At 39.9% G+C, this 17,725-nt stretch carries 18 protein-coding genes and 1 tRNA gene; 11 read left to right on the top strand and 8 right to left on the bottom strand.

What is annotated here, in order from left to right; genetic code table 11:
* The first annotated feature begins 95 nt into the window (after positions 1–95).
* Positions 96–2,192 carry a KamA family radical SAM protein gene (locus tag BQ5338_RS11405; RefSeq protein WP_071146988.1) on the top strand — a complete coding sequence of 699 codons (2,097 nt, stop codon included), beginning with the start codon at positions 96–98 and terminating at the stop codon, positions 2,190–2,192.
* Between the two features lie 2 nt (positions 2,193–2,194).
* Here the strand turns inward: BQ5338_RS11405 and BQ5338_RS11410 are convergent, their stop codons facing one another.
* Positions 2,195–3,517, bottom strand: a complete 1,323-nt coding sequence (locus BQ5338_RS11410; protein WP_071146989.1) for a nucleobase:cation symporter-2 family protein — start codon at positions 3,515–3,517, stop codon at positions 2,195–2,197.
* Positions 3,518–3,525: 8 nt separating this feature from the next.
* A complete protein-coding gene (locus tag BQ5338_RS11415) occupies positions 3,526–4,230 on the bottom strand; it encodes a nucleoside-specific channel-forming Tsx family protein (protein WP_071146990.1) in 705 nt (234 codons plus the stop codon).
* Positions 4,231–4,392: 162 nt separating this feature from the next.
* On the opposite strand from BQ5338_RS11415, the gene BQ5338_RS11420 reads away from it, so the two are divergent.
* From BQ5338_RS11420 to BQ5338_RS11435, 4 genes are all read left to right on the top strand, one after another.
* The gene (locus tag BQ5338_RS11420; protein ID WP_071146991.1) at positions 4,393–4,977 is read left to right on the top strand and encodes a uracil-DNA glycosylase family protein; all 585 of its coding nucleotides are present in this window, start codon (positions 4,393–4,395) and stop codon (positions 4,975–4,977) included.
* Positions 4,978–5,003: 26 nt separating this feature from the next.
* Positions 5,004–5,366, top strand: a complete 363-nt coding sequence (locus BQ5338_RS11425) for an arsenate reductase family protein (protein ID WP_071146992.1) — start codon at positions 5,004–5,006, stop codon at positions 5,364–5,366.
* Positions 5,367–5,485: 119 nt separating this feature from the next.
* Positions 5,486–5,558, top strand: a tRNA-Trp gene (locus tag BQ5338_RS11430).
* A 75-nt stretch (positions 5,559–5,633) separates the two neighbouring features.
* Positions 5,634–5,996 (top strand): YbaN family protein, encoded by a 363-nt coding sequence (locus tag BQ5338_RS11435; protein WP_071146993.1) that lies wholly within the window; start codon positions 5,634–5,636, stop codon positions 5,994–5,996.
* On the opposite strand, the gene BQ5338_RS11440 is transcribed toward BQ5338_RS11435, so the two are convergent.
* From BQ5338_RS11440 to BQ5338_RS11455, 4 genes are all read right to left on the bottom strand, one after another.
* Positions 5,963–6,529 (bottom strand): 5'-methylthioadenosine/S-adenosylhomocysteine nucleosidase family protein, encoded by a 567-nt coding sequence (locus BQ5338_RS11440; RefSeq protein ID WP_071146994.1) that lies wholly within the window; start codon positions 6,527–6,529, stop codon positions 5,963–5,965. The genes BQ5338_RS11435 and BQ5338_RS11440 overlap by 34 nt on opposite strands.
* Positions 6,530–6,540: 11 nt before the next feature.
* Positions 6,541–6,825, bottom strand: coding sequence for a winged helix-turn-helix domain-containing protein (locus tag BQ5338_RS11445; protein ID WP_071147832.1), 285 nt, complete (start codon positions 6,823–6,825; stop codon positions 6,541–6,543).
* A 13-nt stretch (positions 6,826–6,838) separates the two neighbouring features.
* A complete protein-coding gene (locus tag BQ5338_RS11450) occupies positions 6,839–7,426 on the bottom strand; it encodes a hypothetical protein (RefSeq protein ID WP_071146995.1) in 588 nt (195 codons plus the stop codon).
* 97 nt (positions 7,427–7,523) lie between these two features.
* Entirely contained in the window at positions 7,524–7,745 is a 222-nt protein-coding gene (locus BQ5338_RS11455) for a 2TM domain-containing protein (RefSeq protein WP_071146996.1), read from the bottom strand.
* Positions 7,746–8,092: 347 nt separating this feature from the next.
* On the opposite strand from BQ5338_RS11455, the gene BQ5338_RS11460 reads away from it, so the two are divergent.
* The 6 genes from BQ5338_RS11460 (at position 8,093) to BQ5338_RS11480 (ending at position 13,850) form a co-directional block, all read left to right on the top strand.
* The gene (locus tag BQ5338_RS11460) at positions 8,093–8,386 is read left to right on the top strand and encodes a hypothetical protein (protein WP_071146997.1); all 294 of its coding nucleotides are present in this window, start codon (positions 8,093–8,095) and stop codon (positions 8,384–8,386) included.
* A gap of 13 nt (positions 8,387–8,399) precedes the next feature.
* Positions 8,400–8,690, top strand: a complete 291-nt coding sequence (locus BQ5338_RS11465) for a cell division protein ZapA (protein WP_071146998.1) — start codon at positions 8,400–8,402, stop codon at positions 8,688–8,690.
* 114 nt (positions 8,691–8,804) lie between these two features.
* Positions 8,805–10,340, top strand: coding sequence for a ribonuclease Y (gene rny / locus BQ5338_RS11470; protein WP_071146999.1), 1,536 nt, complete (start codon positions 8,805–8,807; stop codon positions 10,338–10,340).
* A 318-nt stretch (positions 10,341–10,658) separates the two neighbouring features.
* A complete protein-coding gene (locus tag BQ5338_RS17130) occupies positions 10,659–10,793 on the top strand; it encodes a hypothetical protein (RefSeq protein ID WP_262483087.1) in 135 nt (44 codons plus the stop codon).
* A 200-nt stretch (positions 10,794–10,993) separates the two neighbouring features.
* Entirely contained in the window at positions 10,994–12,604 is a 1,611-nt protein-coding gene (locus BQ5338_RS11475) for a dipeptidase (RefSeq protein ID WP_071147000.1), read from the top strand.
* Positions 12,605–12,671: 67 nt separating this feature from the next.
* Positions 12,672–13,850, top strand: coding sequence for a C1 family peptidase (locus tag BQ5338_RS11480; protein WP_071147833.1), 1,179 nt, complete (start codon positions 12,672–12,674; stop codon positions 13,848–13,850).
* 2 nt (positions 13,851–13,852) lie between these two features.
* On the opposite strand, the gene BQ5338_RS11485 is transcribed toward BQ5338_RS11480, so the two are convergent.
* Both BQ5338_RS11485 and dinB read right to left on the bottom strand, forming a co-directional pair.
* A complete protein-coding gene (locus tag BQ5338_RS11485; RefSeq protein WP_071147001.1) occupies positions 13,853–16,372 on the bottom strand; it encodes a M1 family metallopeptidase in 2,520 nt (839 codons plus the stop codon).
* Between the two features lie 105 nt (positions 16,373–16,477).
* Complete coding sequence (gene dinB, locus BQ5338_RS11490; protein ID WP_071147002.1) at positions 16,478–17,569, bottom strand: DNA polymerase IV; 1,092 nt, start codon at positions 17,567–17,569, stop codon at positions 16,478–16,480.
* Between the last annotated feature and the right edge of the window lie 156 nt (positions 17,570–17,725).

Genomic DNA, 17,725 nt, shown 5'->3' on the forward strand with positions numbered 1-17,725 from the left:
AAAAACATTATATTAAAGCGAAAGGAAATCCTTTCGCTTTTTTTTGTTATATTTATCCACAAAAGAACTATTAACCCATAAAAATAAGCAAATAAATGAAACAAAAGAAGATGCTTTCTCTCAATCTCTCTCAGTTAAGACAATTGTATAAACAGGAATTTCCTGAACTCACTTCTATAGCTGAAAGCTGCTCCAACGAAGCAGATTTTAGAGCGAAAATGAGTGAATACGTATCTCTTCGTTCTAAAACTGAGCATAGACAGAATGAGCAAATTCAACTTCTTATTAATTATGACGGGAAAACCGTAACCGAACTTTCTACAGGAGAAGAACTTCCCATAAACACCTTATCTCTTCTCTGGAAATTCTTAGCTAACGGTGGAGAAAATCAAGAATTGCCTACCGATTTATTCCTCGATTTGTTTTTCCAACTTCGCCGATTAGAAAGATTTGATACTCCTAGGCTATCAGTTGATAAGATAAAAAGATTAATGGATAAATGGGATACAGGGTTAGATGAAGAAGTGATGCAAATACGCGCACAAAATAAAGAGCGAATGATTGAACTTTTAGTTAAAAAATTAGAGCAACGGAAGTCCGCTCACTCGCGCTATCATTTTTCGGAGAACTTATCGAAAGAAGAAAAACTGAAGCTTGTTGCAAATTGGTGGAATGATTACCGCTTTCAACTAGCCATGGCCATCAAGAGTCCGGCAGAACTAAACAAGTTATTGAATAATTCTCTTCCGGCAGAAACGATGCGTATGTTAGGAGAAGCCCGAAAAAAAGGAATACCGTTCTTTGCTACACCCTACTATCTTTCATTGCTCAATGTACAAGAAGAAGGCGGATACAATGATGAAAGTATCAGAAGCTATATATTATACTCTCAAGAATTAGTCGACACCTATGGCAACATTCGTGCCTGGGAAAAAGAAGACATTGTAGAAGCAGGAAAACCCAATGCCGCCGGCTGGCTTTTACCCGAAGGACACAACATTCATCGCCGCTATCCGGAAGTAGCGATTTTAATTCCCGATACAATGGGCCGTGCTTGCGGAGGATTGTGTGCCTCATGTCAACGTATGTATGATTTTCAGAGTGAACGTCTCAATTTTGAGCTAGAATCCCTTTTACCTAAAGAGTCTTGGGATAAAAAGCTACGCCGATTAATGAACTACTTTGAAGAGGATACGCAATTACGAGACATTCTCATCACGGGTGGAGACGCACTGATGAGTCAGAACAAAACACTCCGCAACATCCTAGAAGCGGTGTATCGCATGGCTGCCCGCAAACAAAAAGCAAACAGCAAACGCCCTGAAGGAGAGAAGTATGCCGAGCTACAGCGCGTGCGCTTAGGCTCAAGACTACCGGCTTATTTGCCCATGCGCATTAACGATGAGCTGGTTGAGATACTAAGAGAATTCAAAACGAAAGCATTAACTGTTGGAATACAACAATTCATCTTGCAAACTCACTTCCAAAGTCCATTGGAAGTAACTGCAGAAGCGCGAGAAGCTATAGAAAAAATTCTTTCTGCAGGATGGCTCATCACAAATCAGTTAGTATATACTGTCGCTGCATCCAGACGCGGACATACGGCGCAATTAAGACAGACGCTCAATAAACTTGGCATAGTATGTTATTACACTTTTTCTGTAAAAGGATTTAATGAAAACTATGCTGTTTTTTCTCCGAATAGTCGGTCTATGCAAGAGCAATTAGAAGAGAAAGTAGTCGGTGAGCTTACTAAAGATCAAAAAGAGGAACTTTGCACTTTACTAAAGCCGGGTGAAGATATTAAGACACATATCAATTACTTCCTAAAAAAACATCATCTGCCATTTCTGGCTACCGATCGAAGCGTGCTTAACTTACCTGCTGTAGGCAAAAGTATGACTTTCAGCACAGTAGGTATTACTGCAGACGGATGCAGAATTCTTAAATTCGGGCACGACAGTACGCGTCGACACAGTCCGGTCATAGACCACATGGGTAATGTATATATTGTAGAGAATAAATCAATTGCAGCCTATCTCCGCCAATTAACTTCCATGGGTGAAGAGCCCGAAAACTACGCGACTATATGGGAATATACAGAAGGAACGACAGAACCTCGTTTCAGCCTATACGAGTATCCACCGTTCCAATATTCTGTTACCAATAAAATGAGTAATTTACAAATGTAGAATTATTCTCTTTCTTCTTTGATGCGTATCACTGCATTGGCTATAATGGCTGTCAGACCACCTGTAGTGATACCCGAAGAGAAGATTCCTTTAATAGCTTGTGGAGCATGAACTAAAATATCAGGCATTAACTCTACTCCTAGCCCTAGCGATAAACTCACCGCCAAAACAAGCGTTTCTTTTCTGCCAATGTTTTGCGAAGAAACGATGCGCACTCCCGCTGCGGCAACTGTTCCAAACATGAGTAATGTAGCACCGCCTAATACAGAATCGGGCATCAATGAAAAAATAGTTCCGACTATAGGAAATAAACCTAATAGAACCAACATGGCGGCAATGTAATAGCCCACATAACGACTAGCTACGCCGGTAAGTTGAATGATACCATTGTTTTGCGCAAAAATAGAATTAGGAAACGAGTTAAAAATGCCGGCTAGGAAAGAGTTAAAACCATCAGCCAATACACCACCCGAAACACGTTTCACATACTCTTCACCCTCAATCGGAAGTCCGGAAATCATTGAATTGGCTGTAACATCTCCTGTTGCTTCAATGGCTGTTATCAGATAAACAAGTCCGATAGCGATAAAAGAAGAGATATTAAAGTCCAATCCGTATTTAAATGGCAGGGGGATATTAAATCCCATTAATGTATCCGTGCTCAGCGAGCTCATATCTACCTTACCCAGAAAAAGTGCCATTCCATATCCAAGGCAAATGCCCAATACAATGGAACTCATGCGTAGGTATTTGTTCTTGCAACGATTAAAGAAAAGAACGCTAAGCAGTACCAATCCGGCTATGGAAAGATTCTCCCACGAAGCAAACGTACCGTTGTCCATTGCAGCATAGCCTCCGCCACAAGAAACAATACCCACTTTTATCAGGCTCAATCCGATAAGAAGTACTACAATGCCGGAGACCAGAGGGGTAATAATAGTGCGCAGGTATTTAAAAGTGCGACTAATTATCATCTCCACAGGAGCGGCAGCCATACAAACGCCAAAAATAAGAGGTAATCCACCAGTCAAGCCCGTAGTAATAATAGGGCCAATGAAGGAGAAGCTTGTTCCTTGAATGCAAAGTAACTTAGCACCCAGCGGGCCAAAGCGTCGACATTGAATAAAAGTAGAAATGCCGGAAGCAAACAATGACATAGACACTAAGAAACTGGTTTTCTCAACATCCAACTTCAAAGCTCCGGCTATAATCAGTGGAGGGGTGATAATGGCAACAAAAATAGCAAGCAAATGCTGCAAAGCAGCAAAAAAAGCATCTTTAAAAGGTGGGCGATCTTCTATTCCGTAAATTAAATCTGTTTTCATCTATGCTCTTAATTTAATGTCCATTTAAGAGCGATAGTAGGAATAACATAAGCTCTACCTGCATAGAAATTATTGCTAACCTCAACTTCACTACCTACACTAAGATTGAAATCATCGCTTACACCTTTTATTTTATTTAAGTTCACCCAAAACTGAGGTTCACTCAAAAAAGTCATTTTAGAGTTAAACCATGTTTCTTCTCTCCACCAGTCAGCAAAACCACAAAAAGTGAAGAGGCCATCATTCAAATGCATGTACCACGTAGCCGTAAACTGGAAATTATTAGGTGAGTCATTCTTTTGAATATATTTATACATAGCCATCAAGGAGAAGCCTTTGCTAAACGAAGCATTGTTATAGGTATAAGTTGCTCCGGCCAGGTAAGCATTGTTAATTGAATAGGTTTTGGCCAAACCGCCATTGTATTCGATATGAGCCGAGAAAGGGCCTTTCCAGAATTTCAGTTCACGGGCAATTTCAAAATAAGCTTGTTCTACACCATTAGAGTTATAGTCCATATCGACAAAGAAAAACGTGCTACCCCATTTATCTGGTTGGTATTTTTCAACTGTAGAGGTTAACAATGGGCGAGCTTTAAGATCTTTATTATACAAAGCCCGACCGAAATCATAGTGTAACTGAATATTTTGAGCTTCAGCGACAATGGCAGCAATCAAGAATACAAAAAGGGAAATTGTAGCAATTCTTTTCATAACTAAACATATTCGATTAAATTAAGGTGCAAAAATAGTTAATTAATTTAAGACATAGAACGTTTTGGATATGATTATAAAACTAAAAGTTAGAAGCATTTTCTCTTTTCAAGTAAAAGTGCGATATTTAGTGGCAAAAAAGAACTATTTAATAAAAGAAAGATGGAATCACTCCCTATAGAAAATCATCCTTTAAATCCCTTTTTGCCTCCAAATGCCCGTTTATTAATGCTCGGTAGTTTTCCACCACAAAAGAAACGATGGTCGATGGAGTTCTATTACCCGAATCTGAATAACGATATGTGGCGTATAATGGGGATCCTTTTTTTCGAAGAAAAGGACTTCTTCCTGAACGAAGATAAAAAATCATTCTGCCGCGAACACATCATCCGTTTTTTAGAGGAAAAAGGTATTGCTTTGTTCGATACCGCTACAGCAATACGCCGATTGCAAGATAATGCCTCGGATAAATTTCTGGAAGTTGTGCAAACAACAGACATAGGAAAACTGTTGGAACAAGTACCTCAATGCAAAGCGATTGTAGCAACCGGACAGAAAGCAACAGACATATTGTGTGCTCAGTTACAAGTAGAAGAGCCTAAGATTGGAGATTTCTGCGAGTTCTTATATAACGAACAGGCCATAAGAATCTACCGTATGCCATCTTCTTCACGGGCTTATCCACTTTCGGTTGACAAAAAGGCATCTGCATATCGCATAATGTTCCAAGAGTTACTAATGATATAAATTCACATTTAAGATAAGTATAGAATATGAAACCTGTATTTTTGCAATATCCAGCCTGCAGCACTTGCCAAAAGGCTAAGAAATGGCTAACCGAGAATAACATAGAGTTTGCTAACCGGTTGATAGTCGAGGAACACCCCACTACTGAAGAATTGAAACAATGGATTCCTAAAAGTGGATTACCTATTAAAAAGCTATTCAATACAAGCGGAGTCGTATATAAAGAACTGGGCCTCAAGGACAAACTTGCCACAATGAGCGAAGAAGAACAAATCGAATTATTAGCTAGCAACGGGAAGCTAGTAAAACGTCCTCTGATAGTAACCGAATCATTCGTGTTGGTTGGATTTAAGGTCGATGAATGGGAAAAACTAAAAACAGATAAATAGTTGACCCACTACCTTATTGATTATCAGTACTAAAGAAGTCGCTCCTATTCTAAGATAAAAACATTTTAGTTGCTACTCTTGCAGATTCCGTATAATCTATTACCTTTGCACACGCAAACACGGGAGTAGCTCAGTTGGTAGAGCACCGGTCTCCAAAACCGGGTGTCGGGAGTTCGAGCCTCTCCTCCCGTGCAAAGAACAGAACTGTGAATACGCTTGTAATCACAGTTCTGTTTTTATATGTACTCACCAGCAATAACAATCCAGATGAAAACCATATACATTATTATTGGAACCATTTCACTGATACTAGGCGTTATGGGGATATTCTTGCCTTTATTACCCACAACACCGTTTCTGTTACTCACAGCTGCACTTTATTTTAGAGCATCACCAAGGCTATACAATTGGTTACTTAGTCAAAAGCATTTAGGCCCCTACATCCGCAATTTCCGTGAAGAAAAAGCCATTCCGCTACGAGCGAAAATTATCTCCATCACCTTAATGTGGGCAACAATGCTCTACAGCATCTCATTCATAGTTCCTCTAATGTGGGCAAAAATAGTCTTATTACTTATTGCAATAGGTGTCACCTATCATATTTTATCGTACAAGACATTGAAAAAGTGAGAAAGTCCCATGCGGGCGTCAGCTAACTTATCTTCCCAATGAGCCACAGAGTTTTGGCCAATCACATCAGTAACATACTTTACTGAAATAAAAGGGATTTGCTTGTCTAGGCAAACAAAAGCTTGCGCAAAAGCCTCCATATCTACCACATCACCATCCACATCAGTCAGTTCAGTTAGGAAACTGTCGCCAGTGTTGCAAGTCGCTTCCCCCACCCAATCGCTACAATAACCTTTTTCATGAAGCAGATCAGCCGTACTTATTTCATCTTCTAATTCCAGATCTTTTATTTTCTGCAAATCGCGATCTATAAACCTTCGACAGACAAGAATATCTCCTACCTGATGAGTTATAGTACCTGCTGTTCCCAAATTAAGCACTAAATCGGGTTGCACCTGATTAATAGCATCTGAAACACGGAAAGCTGATTTCACTTTTCCAATACCTGTCCGCAAATAGTAGAATTCCACGTCAGGCCACTTAATTTCCACGAGTTCATCCTTTACGGCAAATGTTACTAAGACTTTCAACATAACTAATTATTCTATTTAACAATGTAACTTTTCAAAGCATCCACATATTCTTCAAAAGCATCGATACCTGCAGGCGTAATCCGACACGTAGTGCAAGGCATCTTTCCCTTGAATGATTTCGTTACTTCCACATAACCAGCAGTGTTCAGCTTATCAATCTGTATGCTTAGATTTCCCGCTGTCGACCCTGTCTGTTGGCGAATATAAACAAAATCAGCCTCTTCAACGGAAATTAGCAAAGAAATAATGCCTAAACGAAGTTCGGAATGGAGCAACGGATTTAGTTCCTTAAACATATCACCCTCCCTTTCATCTTTTTCTACTTGCATTATTTAAGATGTGTCCGGGAATCACCATCATCAACACAAAAGCAACTGCAAATACCAAGATCGAATCAGCACCGTCCACGGCAAAGCACAACAGCGAAAGCGCCATACCTAAAAAACCTGAAATAATAACCGGTTTAAAACGAATGATCAGTCCGGTGATAGCGGTAGCCATGCCCATCGTTAGCAAAATGATAAATAAGATTGGAATGCGATAGAAAATCGCCATCATAGAAACCAGAAAACCAGTAATCCCAAATACCAGCCATACATGTCCTATCACACGGTCTACAAAAGTCTTCACATGCGGATTCCCTTTTTTCCTTTTATTAGTATTGAATATAAACCACGCAACATATGATACCGTAGGTATGCCGAACCAAAGCCACTGCCAGTAATAATTATGGGTAGTAGTAACCATATACCACACCGATAATGCTATAACAACCGTTGAATACCCCCAAATAAGGAATGGAATGCCATTATTATCTTCCATTCTATTACGCGTATTACAAATCATTTGAGAAATCAGTTCTAAACTCTCCTTCTCGGTAAGCTTTTTATCTTCCATGCCAATTAATTACTATATTCATAACTATAATAAGCGAGAACTATAACAACTGCCACCCAAGCAGTTACAATATTCAGAATCAATGTTTCCACTTTTACTATTCTTTATTAATTTTATATTCCATATATTCAGACAATAAGTTTAGAGACAAACCAACACCCCAACCTGCGATAACCCACAATACCCACCAATAGTGCGGACAGGTAAGCCAATTAACCACAACCAAGAATACATTAATTACAATGTACTTCACAATACTCATCTTTAAGTGTAATGAGAATCGAGTTTTCATTTTCTTTTTTTCTTCTACTAGCTCCATAATTACATTACTTTTCTTTGTTTTTACTTCTACTTACTTTACGCAAACACAAACAAGCTCATTGAGACACTCTAGAAATAAATTAAGACCAATTATCTCCATAATATTTCACTCTTTGAATTAAGTGATACATTGGTTATCAGATTCGAATCCGCCACAAATATAACTAGTTTATTTTATAAACCAAATAATATTATTAATTAAATAGCTTAATGCTCTGAAAATAGCAAACTGATGAGTCTATTTGAGTATTAGAGTAGTATTTTAAGTGAAATCTATTAATTTCCGACGAAAAGCTTTTGTAATCTCCGAGTTAATTGTATTTTTGTGTACAATTTTGGTGTGGGATGACAGAAGAAGAAAAAAAGTTATTATCTACCTTTGAAGCAAGACTCAGGCATTTGATCTATTTACACGATGAATTAAAACGTGAGAATGCAGAGTTAAAGCGACTTCTTGAAGAAAAGAAAGAAGAAAAAGCTAAGGTGGAAGAAAACTATAAAACATTAGAAGCTAACTACACTAACCTAAAAACAGCTACGACAATCAGCCTTAGCGGCAGCGACGTAAAAGAGACGAAACTGCGATTGTCTAAATTAGTGCGTGAAGTCGATAAATGCATCGCTTTATTAAATGAATAAACGATAAAGATGTATGAACGATAAAATAAAGATAAACCTGCAAATAGCAGACTCAAACTATCCTCTTCAGATAAATCGTGATGAGGAAGAGATAATTAGAGAAGCAGCCAAGCAAGTTAATATCAAACTCAATGCGTATCGGACTCATTATAAGAACCTGGATCTGGAGAAAATTATAGCCATGGTGGCGTATGAATTCTCATTAGCTAACTTGAAACAGAAGCAACGTAATGACACAGAACCGTACACAGAAAAGATAGAAGAACTGACAGAAGTACTTGAAGAATATTTCAGGAAGGAATAAAGAACAACTATCCGAAGAGAAAACAATACACGCACTACTCAAATGCACGGAGATAGAATATCTACTTCGTGAATTTAAGTGGTGCGTTTTTATTTATATATTAAATTAATTGCAATGACAGTAACAATAGTCGTATCCATTGTATGTTTCATCATAGGGGGATCCCTATCGTACCTGCTCTTCAAATATGCTTTGAAGACAAAGTACGACAGCATTCTAAGAGAGGCTGAGACTGAAGCAGAAGTTATTAAGAAGAACAAATTGCTTGAGGTGAAGGAGAAGTTCCTGAACAAGAAAGCTGACTTGGAAAAAGAAGTATCCCTTCGTAACCAAAAAATTCAGCAGGCGGAGAATAGGATCAAGCAACGCGAAATGGTAATTGCCCAACGCCAAGAGGAAGTTCAGCGTAAAAAGGCAGAAGCAGAAGCTGTGAAAGAAAATTTAGAAACACAGTTGGTCATTGTTGATAAAAAGAAAGAGGAGTTGGATAAATTACAGCATCAAGAAATTGAAAAGCTGGAAGCTATTTCAGGTTTATCTGCCGACGATGCGAAGAACAGATTGATCGAGTCACTGAAAGAAGAAGCCAAAACTGATGCTCAATCTTTCATTAACGATATAATGGATGATGCGAAAATGACAGCCAACAAAGAGGCTAAACGCATCGTTATACAATCTATCCAACGCGTTGCAACAGAAACTGCTATTGAGAATTCTGTAACTGTGTTCCACATTGAATCAGATGAAATCAAAGGACGTATCATTGGTCGTGAAGGACGAAATATCCGCGCACTTGAAGCAGCTACAGGAGTTGAAATTGTTGTAGATGATACCCCCGAAGCAATTGTACTCTCGGCTTTTGATCCTGTACGCCGTGAAGTGGCACGCCTTGCTCTACACCAACTGGTAACAGACGGGCGTATTCACCCGGCTCGTATCGAGGAAATTGTTTCTAAAGTAAAGAAGCAAGTAGAAGAAGAAATTATTGAAACAGGTAAACGTACTACTATCGATTTAGGAATTCACGGATTGCATCCTGAGTTAATCCGTATTATTGGTAAAATGAAGTATCGCTCATCTTACGGACAAAACTTATTGCAGCATGCTCGTGAAACAGCCAACTTATGCTCTGTAATGGCATCTGAACTCGGTTTGAATCCTAAAAAAGCAAAACGTGCCGGACTCCTTCACGATATAGGTAAGGTGCCTGATGAAGAACCGGAATTGCCACACGCATTGCTTGGTATGAAACTAGCTGAGAAATTTAAAGAAAAGCCGGATATCTGCAACGCTATTGGTGCTCACCACGATGAGATAGAGATGACAAGCCTTTTGGCTCCTATCGTACAAGTCTGCGACGCCATTTCAGGAGCCCGCCCAGGTGCCCGTCGTGAAATTGTAGAAGCATATATCAAACGCTTAAATGACTTAGAGCAATTAGCCATGTCATACCCTGGAGTAACCAAGACTTACGCTATACAAGCCGGTCGCGAACTTCGTGTAATTGTGGGGGCTGATAAAATAGATGATAAAGAAACTGAAAGCTTATCGAATGAAATCGCTAAGAAAATTCAGGATGAGATGACTTATCCGGGACAAGTAAAAATTACAGTAATACGCGAAACACGTGCTGTAAGCTTTGCGAAGTAAGCAGAACAAAAAGATATAACGACTTTAAGCGAGCATTGTCAGAATTGATAATGCTCGCTTTTTATATATAGTATGTGAAACGCTGCCCCCGCTGGCCGAAGTAAGCCCACAATTAACGATACACCCGCCCTTTCTATGTAACACATTTGTAATAACCGCCCCAATATCGTCCATTCAACAAAATAAACGAGCTATTTTGCATAATTTATATGTTATAAAACATATTATATAAGAATATGCCGTATCTTTGCAGTGTTCAAAGAAACAAAGGATAACAAACCGCTCTTCAAAACGTGAAGGGCACAAAAGATGAAGATTATGAAAAGAAATGCAAATGAAATTATTATGTTGCAGTACCGTATCAAAAGATACCATGCAATGGGAAACGGAATTATGTGCCAATCATTAAATGGCAAATTACAGAAATTACTTGAGAAACAAGTAACTATGTAAATAGCAAAGAACTGCTTGATAAGCAGTCTACTATGTAAATTAGAAAGTTAAGATAGAATAGCAAAAAGCGGGGAACCAATAGGTATCTCCGCTTTTTTGATATATTTTTGAAGCAAATACTCCTGTTTTTCACTGAACACCTCTATAAATCAATATTTTTGTATATGTTTGTAGTGTAAACACTCAAAACCAAATAAAGGATGAAATTAGTTGCTACAACTCTTGCTTTTCTCTCCGCATTGAGTTCAACATGTATTGCTCAAGAATTCTACAAACAAATGCCAGTGCTTAATCCCGAAAGTTGTACAAGCATCATGGTCGGTAAAAAAGCATCAGCTGATGGTTCTGTTATCACAAGCCATACTTGTGACAGTTATTACCGCACATGGGTAGCAGTAGAGCCGGAAGCGATTTACGAGAAAGATACCACAATGGCTATTTATCAAGATCGGTTGCATACAGAGTTTGTAGATGATGCCACCGGCTTGAAATTAAAAGGATACATCCCCCAAGCACGCTCTACCTTTTCTTTTTTGGATACAGCTTATCCATGTCTGAACGAGAAGCAATTAGGTATTGGAGAAACAACCATCAGCGGCCGTAAGGAATTAGTTAACCCTAATGGGATGTTTATGATTGAAGAACTTGAAAAAGTAGCATTACAACGTTGTACTACTGCTCGTCAAGCCATTACGCTTATCGGAGAACTAGTAGAAAAATACGGGTATGCCGACTGGGGAGAATGCCTCACCTTTGCCGACCCGAAAGAAGTATGGCACTTTGAGATATTCGGTGAAGGAAAAGATAAAGTAGGAGGTGTATGGGCAGCCGTACGGATCCCCGACAATCACGTCGGGATTTCGGCAAACATATCACGTATTAGCACATTAGATTTAAAAGATACAAATAACTACATGGCTTCTAAGAATGTTTTTGAAGTAGCCCAAAAGTTAGGTTTTTGGGATGGGAAAGCCCCTTTCAAATTCTGGAAAGCGTATAGTGGCGCTAACTATTTCGGAGAGAAAAAAGCGTTCAGTGTTAGAGAATTCTTCGTATTGAATGCCTTAGCTCCATCGCTCCATCTAAGTTATGATTCGGAGGAACTACCTTTCAGTGTAAAGCCGGAAAAACCTGTTTCAGCCCTAGATGTAGTAAAGTTACTCCGCCAAACTTACGAGGGAACAGACTGGGACGTCACTCAAAATTTAAAGATCGCAGTAAAGAGAAAAGATAGCGAAGAAAAGGATACTATCATCAGCCCCGCGGCCAACCCATGGATGAGCAGAGATATGATGAATATGCTAAACGCAATTAAAGGAGGCGTTGTAAAAAACGCTAGAAGCATTGCTGTGCCACAATGTTCCTACTCCACTGTCATTCAGTTACGTAGCTGGCTTCCTGATGCTGTTGGAGGTGTAGTATGGCTCTCATTGGATAATCCTGGACAAAGCCCTCGCATCCCCATATTTTGTGGTACAAAGGAGTTGCCGGAATGTTTCAAGATTTGTGGGCAGCACCGCTATCGTGAAGATGCGGCTATTTGGGCTTTTAGAAGAGCTAACAAGTTAGCAACAGTAAAATGGGGCGCAACAAAAAAAATAATGGAGAGCAATCTCAACTACTTCGATCAAAAAGGACAACGCGAATTACCCTTTGTCGAAAAACAGTATACTGAAATATTAAAGGCACAAGGAGAAAAGGCTGCACAAGCTTTCCTCACAGGATATACGGCTGATTTTGCAGGAGCAACATTGCTGCGTTGGCAGGAAATGGGCGACAAATTCTGGCACGATTTTCAAAAGGGGTTCTAAGCCAACTCTAAATTAAATGAAAAGCCACATGAGAAATAATCTGTGGGAATTAAAAGAACAAAACAATATGAGAACTTTTATTTTATCAGTCGCAACTCTGTTACTTGCGACAAATGTAATCGCTCAAACACCCGGATATCAATTCACAACAATTGTATCTCAGGAAGCTACCCCTGTTAAAAATCAGGCTTCCAGTGGCACCTGCTGGTGTTTTGCCACAGCTTCTTTTATGGAATCGGAGCTGATTCGTATGGGCAAAGGTACTTACGATTTATCAGAAATGTTCATTGTTCGTCAAAAGTACATGAATCAGCTAGAGGATAATTATCTCCGGAAGGGAGAAGGAAACATTGGACAAGGAAGTCTCTCGCACACATTTATGAACGCTTATAAGGAAGTCGGTATTGTTCCTGAAGAGGTTTACAGCGGGATTAATTATGATTCCAAAGGGCACAACCACAATGAATTGGCAGAATACATATCGGCTATAGCTGATACTGCCATAAAACTATCTAAACGAAGCCCTGAATATTATAAATTGCTCAATAGTCTATTTGATATTTATCTGGGGAAAATACCACAGAAGTTTACCTATAATGGTAAGGAATATACTCCTAAAACTTTTGCAACTAGCTTAGGATTAAACATGGATGACTATGTAGAACTAACTAGTTTCAGCCACAAACCTTACTATCAGGTATTTGCTCCTGAAGTGCCCGATAACTGGGAACATCAATTGATGTACAATCTGCCACTCGATGAAATGATGGAGGTAATAGACCATGCACTGAACAATGGATACACTGTATGCTGGGACGGAGATGTTAGCGAAAAAGGATTCTCATTCAAAAATGGAGTAGCCATTAATCTCGAAACAGAAAAGATCGGCGAATCTACCACCACAGATAGAGCACGCTTCGAGAAGATGAGTAAAGAAGCTCGCCTGCAGGAGGCATACAAATTTGAGCAGCCTTGTCCTGAGGTGAATGTAACTCAAGATATCCGTCAGCAAGGATATGAAGATTTTCAGACTACAGACGACCACTTGATGCACCTCACCGGAATTGTTAAAGATCAAAACGGCACAGAGTACTACATGACCAAGAATTCATGGGGAACAGAACGTAATAAGTTCAATGGCTATCTCAATATGTCTCAAAGCTATGTGCGCGCCAAAACCATCTATGTGATGGTTCACAAAGATGCTTTGACAAAAGAACTAAGAAACAAATTAGGAATACAATAATCTCATTCCTGTGGTTCTATCCACTCTCCATTTACTCGATAGAGTGGATAGGCCGCTTGCAAAATTTTGTTCTTCAATAATTGCGGATAATCAGGATGTTCTGCAAAAAAGGTCTTTACCGCTTGGTAGGCCTCAGTGCTACGATGACTTCCTAGCAATGCATTAGCCCAACCTCTGGGAAAGAATATATCACCTGTGCGTTGCACTTCCTTCAATAGTTCAAGTCCCGGACGAATGTATTTCACCGAACTTGGTTCGTGACTGCGATGATTCAAGAACGCCAAAACAGTTTGCGTCCATGGCTCTATTCGTCGATTCTCGGCTCTGGAAAGCGACTGAAAGATAGAATCTCTCTTTAGCGAATCGGGTGTTAATGAAGGTATAATAAAATCAAACTCTCTCAAACGATCCGAATTACTAATTCTTGCGCGTTGCTTGGCAGATATAACCTCGTACTTTTCGGGCATTTTCAAGCAAAGATTGTATGCAAGCGAAGTATAATCCCGTTCACTCAATAGTTGATCCGAAGCCACATCCCAAATCACATAGAGCTCGCCAACCACTTTGGGCGATTCAGCTACATCCCGAAGCATCCGTTTCAGTTGAATGCGACAAGAAGTCAACGGATGTTCATTGCTCAGGTCAAACAGAGTAGCCTCAGCGACGCCACGTTCATCACCACGCAACTCTAAAACAGAATTCCACAAATAGCTCACGATAGAAGATGCAACCAAATCGTTCAATTCATGCTTCAACCCAACCAGCAACGAGCGAACAAAGTCACTGTTACTAATACGGAAGCAGAGTCTGTTTTCGTAAAGCGTCATCAGGTACGACTGGCGAGCCAAGTCATCTTTCTCTTCCGCCCAATGATTCAATAAATAATCGGCTGTCAATTTATCTAAAAGAAAACGTCCGTAACCTCGTCCATCATAGTTAGGCAACAGTTTCTCGGCTGCAAAGCCAAGAGGAATTTCACATTTGCTTGTCGTTAGATCCACATGAATAAGAGTATCCTTCTCTCCTACTACCTTCACTGCAAAACGTTGGGGCCAAACCAAGTCTCGTTTCCATGGGTCGGCTTGTCTTACTGTAAAACCGTTTTCGGAAGGAATAAGAGAAATATCCGGCATTCCTTTTTGCTTCACCCATACATTACTAAATGAGGTTAAGTCGGCATCGGTCTTACTATCCAAAATATTAATCAGATCATCCCAAGTAGCATTTCCATAAGCATAAGTAGTGAGGTATTGACGTATTCCACTGCGAAAGGCCTCCCATCCCATTATCTCCACTAACTTTTGCATCATCACCGGAGCCTTGTCGTAAATAATATTACCATAGATCAAACCGGCATTGCTCAAGTTATCGAGAGGTTGCTGAATGGAAGTGGTACCCAACGTTCTATCTTCGGATAAAGAAGCAGCCGTGAATGTCTTCAGATTATTTAGCCGATGATTTACTTTCGGAAACACAGGCTCTGACATGACTGATGCAAAATAATTGGCAAAGACCTCTTTCGTCCAAACATCGTCAAACCAATTCATCGTAACCAAGTCTCCAAACCACATGTGGGAGGTTTCATGGGTAATCAATTGTGTGCGTTCTAACTCTTCATCAGGAGTGGCATGCTCATTCAAGAGGATGCGCCTATCGTTATAAAACGTAGCGCCAGTGTGCTCCATTCCACCAAACTGAAAACCAGGCAAAACCACAAAATCATATTTAGAGAACGGATAAACAATGCCAGTAAAAGCTTCTTGCCACTCCAGTGCATCGAATATCTGAGAAAAAACCGTATCAAGTTGCGCTACCTTCTTTTCGTCCGTTTCACGATAATAGGCCGCAATGGTTCTACCTTTTCTTGTGGCTTTCGCTTGTTTAAACTCGCCGGCAGCAAAGGCAAACAGATAGGTACTCAACGGTTCGGTCGTGGCAAACAGAAGGCTTTTTCTCTCTCCTGCTTTCGTCTCTTTTGTTACGCCCGAGTTGGAGACAGCGCTCCACGAAGTAGGTAATTCAAGCTCGAGTGTGAAACGAGCCTTCAGATTGGGCTGGTCGAAACAAGGAAAAAGCGTACGTGCCCGATCGGGTACAAGCAAGGTGTATAGAAATTCGTCGTTCCTATTCAGCGATTGGTTTCCGGCAATGAATGTGATGTTCAATTCATTCGTACCTTTTGAGACATGTTTCTGATCGATGATGATATGTTCATTACTCACCCGATAAGGAACCGGTTTCCCATTAAGCAACAAAGAGCGAACTTTGTCTGCTTCTTCACGAAAGTCTACAATGAGGGATGTTTTCTCCGATAAAGTAAAATGTATCAAAACCTTGCCGGTGACAATTTCCGCTTTCACTTTAGGAATAGTAAAACTCAGTTTATACTCCAGATTGTGAATAGTTTGCTTACGAAGTGTAGCCAACTCCCACGGCACGCCTATCCCTTCAGTTACTTTATTACTATATGTTATCATGGAAAAAAGTAGAGATATAATAAAGAGGAATCTTCTTGCATTCATATTGAGCTATTTAATCTGCACAAAAATACAATAATCTACCTGCAAATACAATGAAGCAAGTAGCAATTAAGGTAATAAGTCACTCACCGTATAGCATAATGCAAACTAATCTGACCAATCACTAAACTCAAAGCTCAGTTGTTCCCATTCCTCTTTCTCGTCAACCAACTCTTTCGGGTTAGAAACAGAAAGGCCGATAAGTCGTATCGGATGGTTACTGTATTCCACCTCCTTGAGTAATTGCTTAGCCAGAGGTAGTATCTCATTCAATGTTTTAAGCTCATTAGTCTGAGTGGAACTTCGCGTTATCTGATTAAAGTCGTGAAACTTAATTTTTAAAGTCAGCGTATTCCCCGTAAAATCAGCCTGTTTCAAACGTTCAACAAGCTCTACTGCCACATGATACAATTCAATAATGACCGACGAACGCAGACTAATATCTTTTTCTAATGTTCGCTCGCAGCCGACCGACTTTCGAATCCTCACAGCCTCAACCGGACGAAGATCAATTCCTCTCGAAAAGTCATAATACATCAAGCCTGCCTTACCAAATTGTCGAGTCAGCATTTCTACAGTGCACAACCGAAGTTGTTCGCCATTGTGAATGCCCAAAGTATGCATTTTCTTAGCCGTTACGGGCCCTACTCCCCAGAAAGATTCAATTGACAGATGAGAGATGAAATCAAGTGCTTGCTGTGGATGAATGGTGCAAAGTCCATCCGGTTTACGATAGTCGGAGGCTATCTTAGCCAGAAATTTATTGTAAGACACACCAGCCGACGCAACTAAGTTCAATTCCTCTCGAATGCTTTTTTTAATTGCCACAGCAATATCGACAGCCAGACTAATCCCCTTCTTATTTCCCGTAACATCCAGAAAAGCCTCATCAAGAGACAATGGCTCAATAAGATCGGTATATTGATGAAAGATTTCGTGAATTTGTCGAGAGACAGCTTTGTAAGCACTCATCCGTCCAGGTACAAAAATAAGATGGGGACAAAGATTCTTCGCTTTTAAAGAGGACATAGCTGAACGAACACCGTAACGCCTGGCCTCATAACTTGCAGCAGCCACTACTCCTCGCTCTTCAGAATAGCCCACAGCAACCGGTTTTCCACGCAATTCGGGATTGTCTCTCTGCTCCACCGAAGCAAAGAAAGCATCCATATCAATGTGTATGATTTTACGTTCCACCATATTGTTCGAAAGTCCAAAAGTAGATAAAAACGACCACACTAAGTACCTTCAAGCAAAAAAAACAGGCAAGTAATTAAAGAAACAAAAACTCGAAAGAAGAACTATTGGCACATACTCATTGTTATCTAGGTACTTTTTTAAAGAGTATAACTAAGT

Origin of the sequence: Bacteroides ihuae, assembly GCF_900104585.1 — a bacterium.
Classification (GTDB): domain Bacteria; phylum Bacteroidota; class Bacteroidia; order Bacteroidales; family Bacteroidaceae; genus Bacteroides; species Bacteroides ihuae.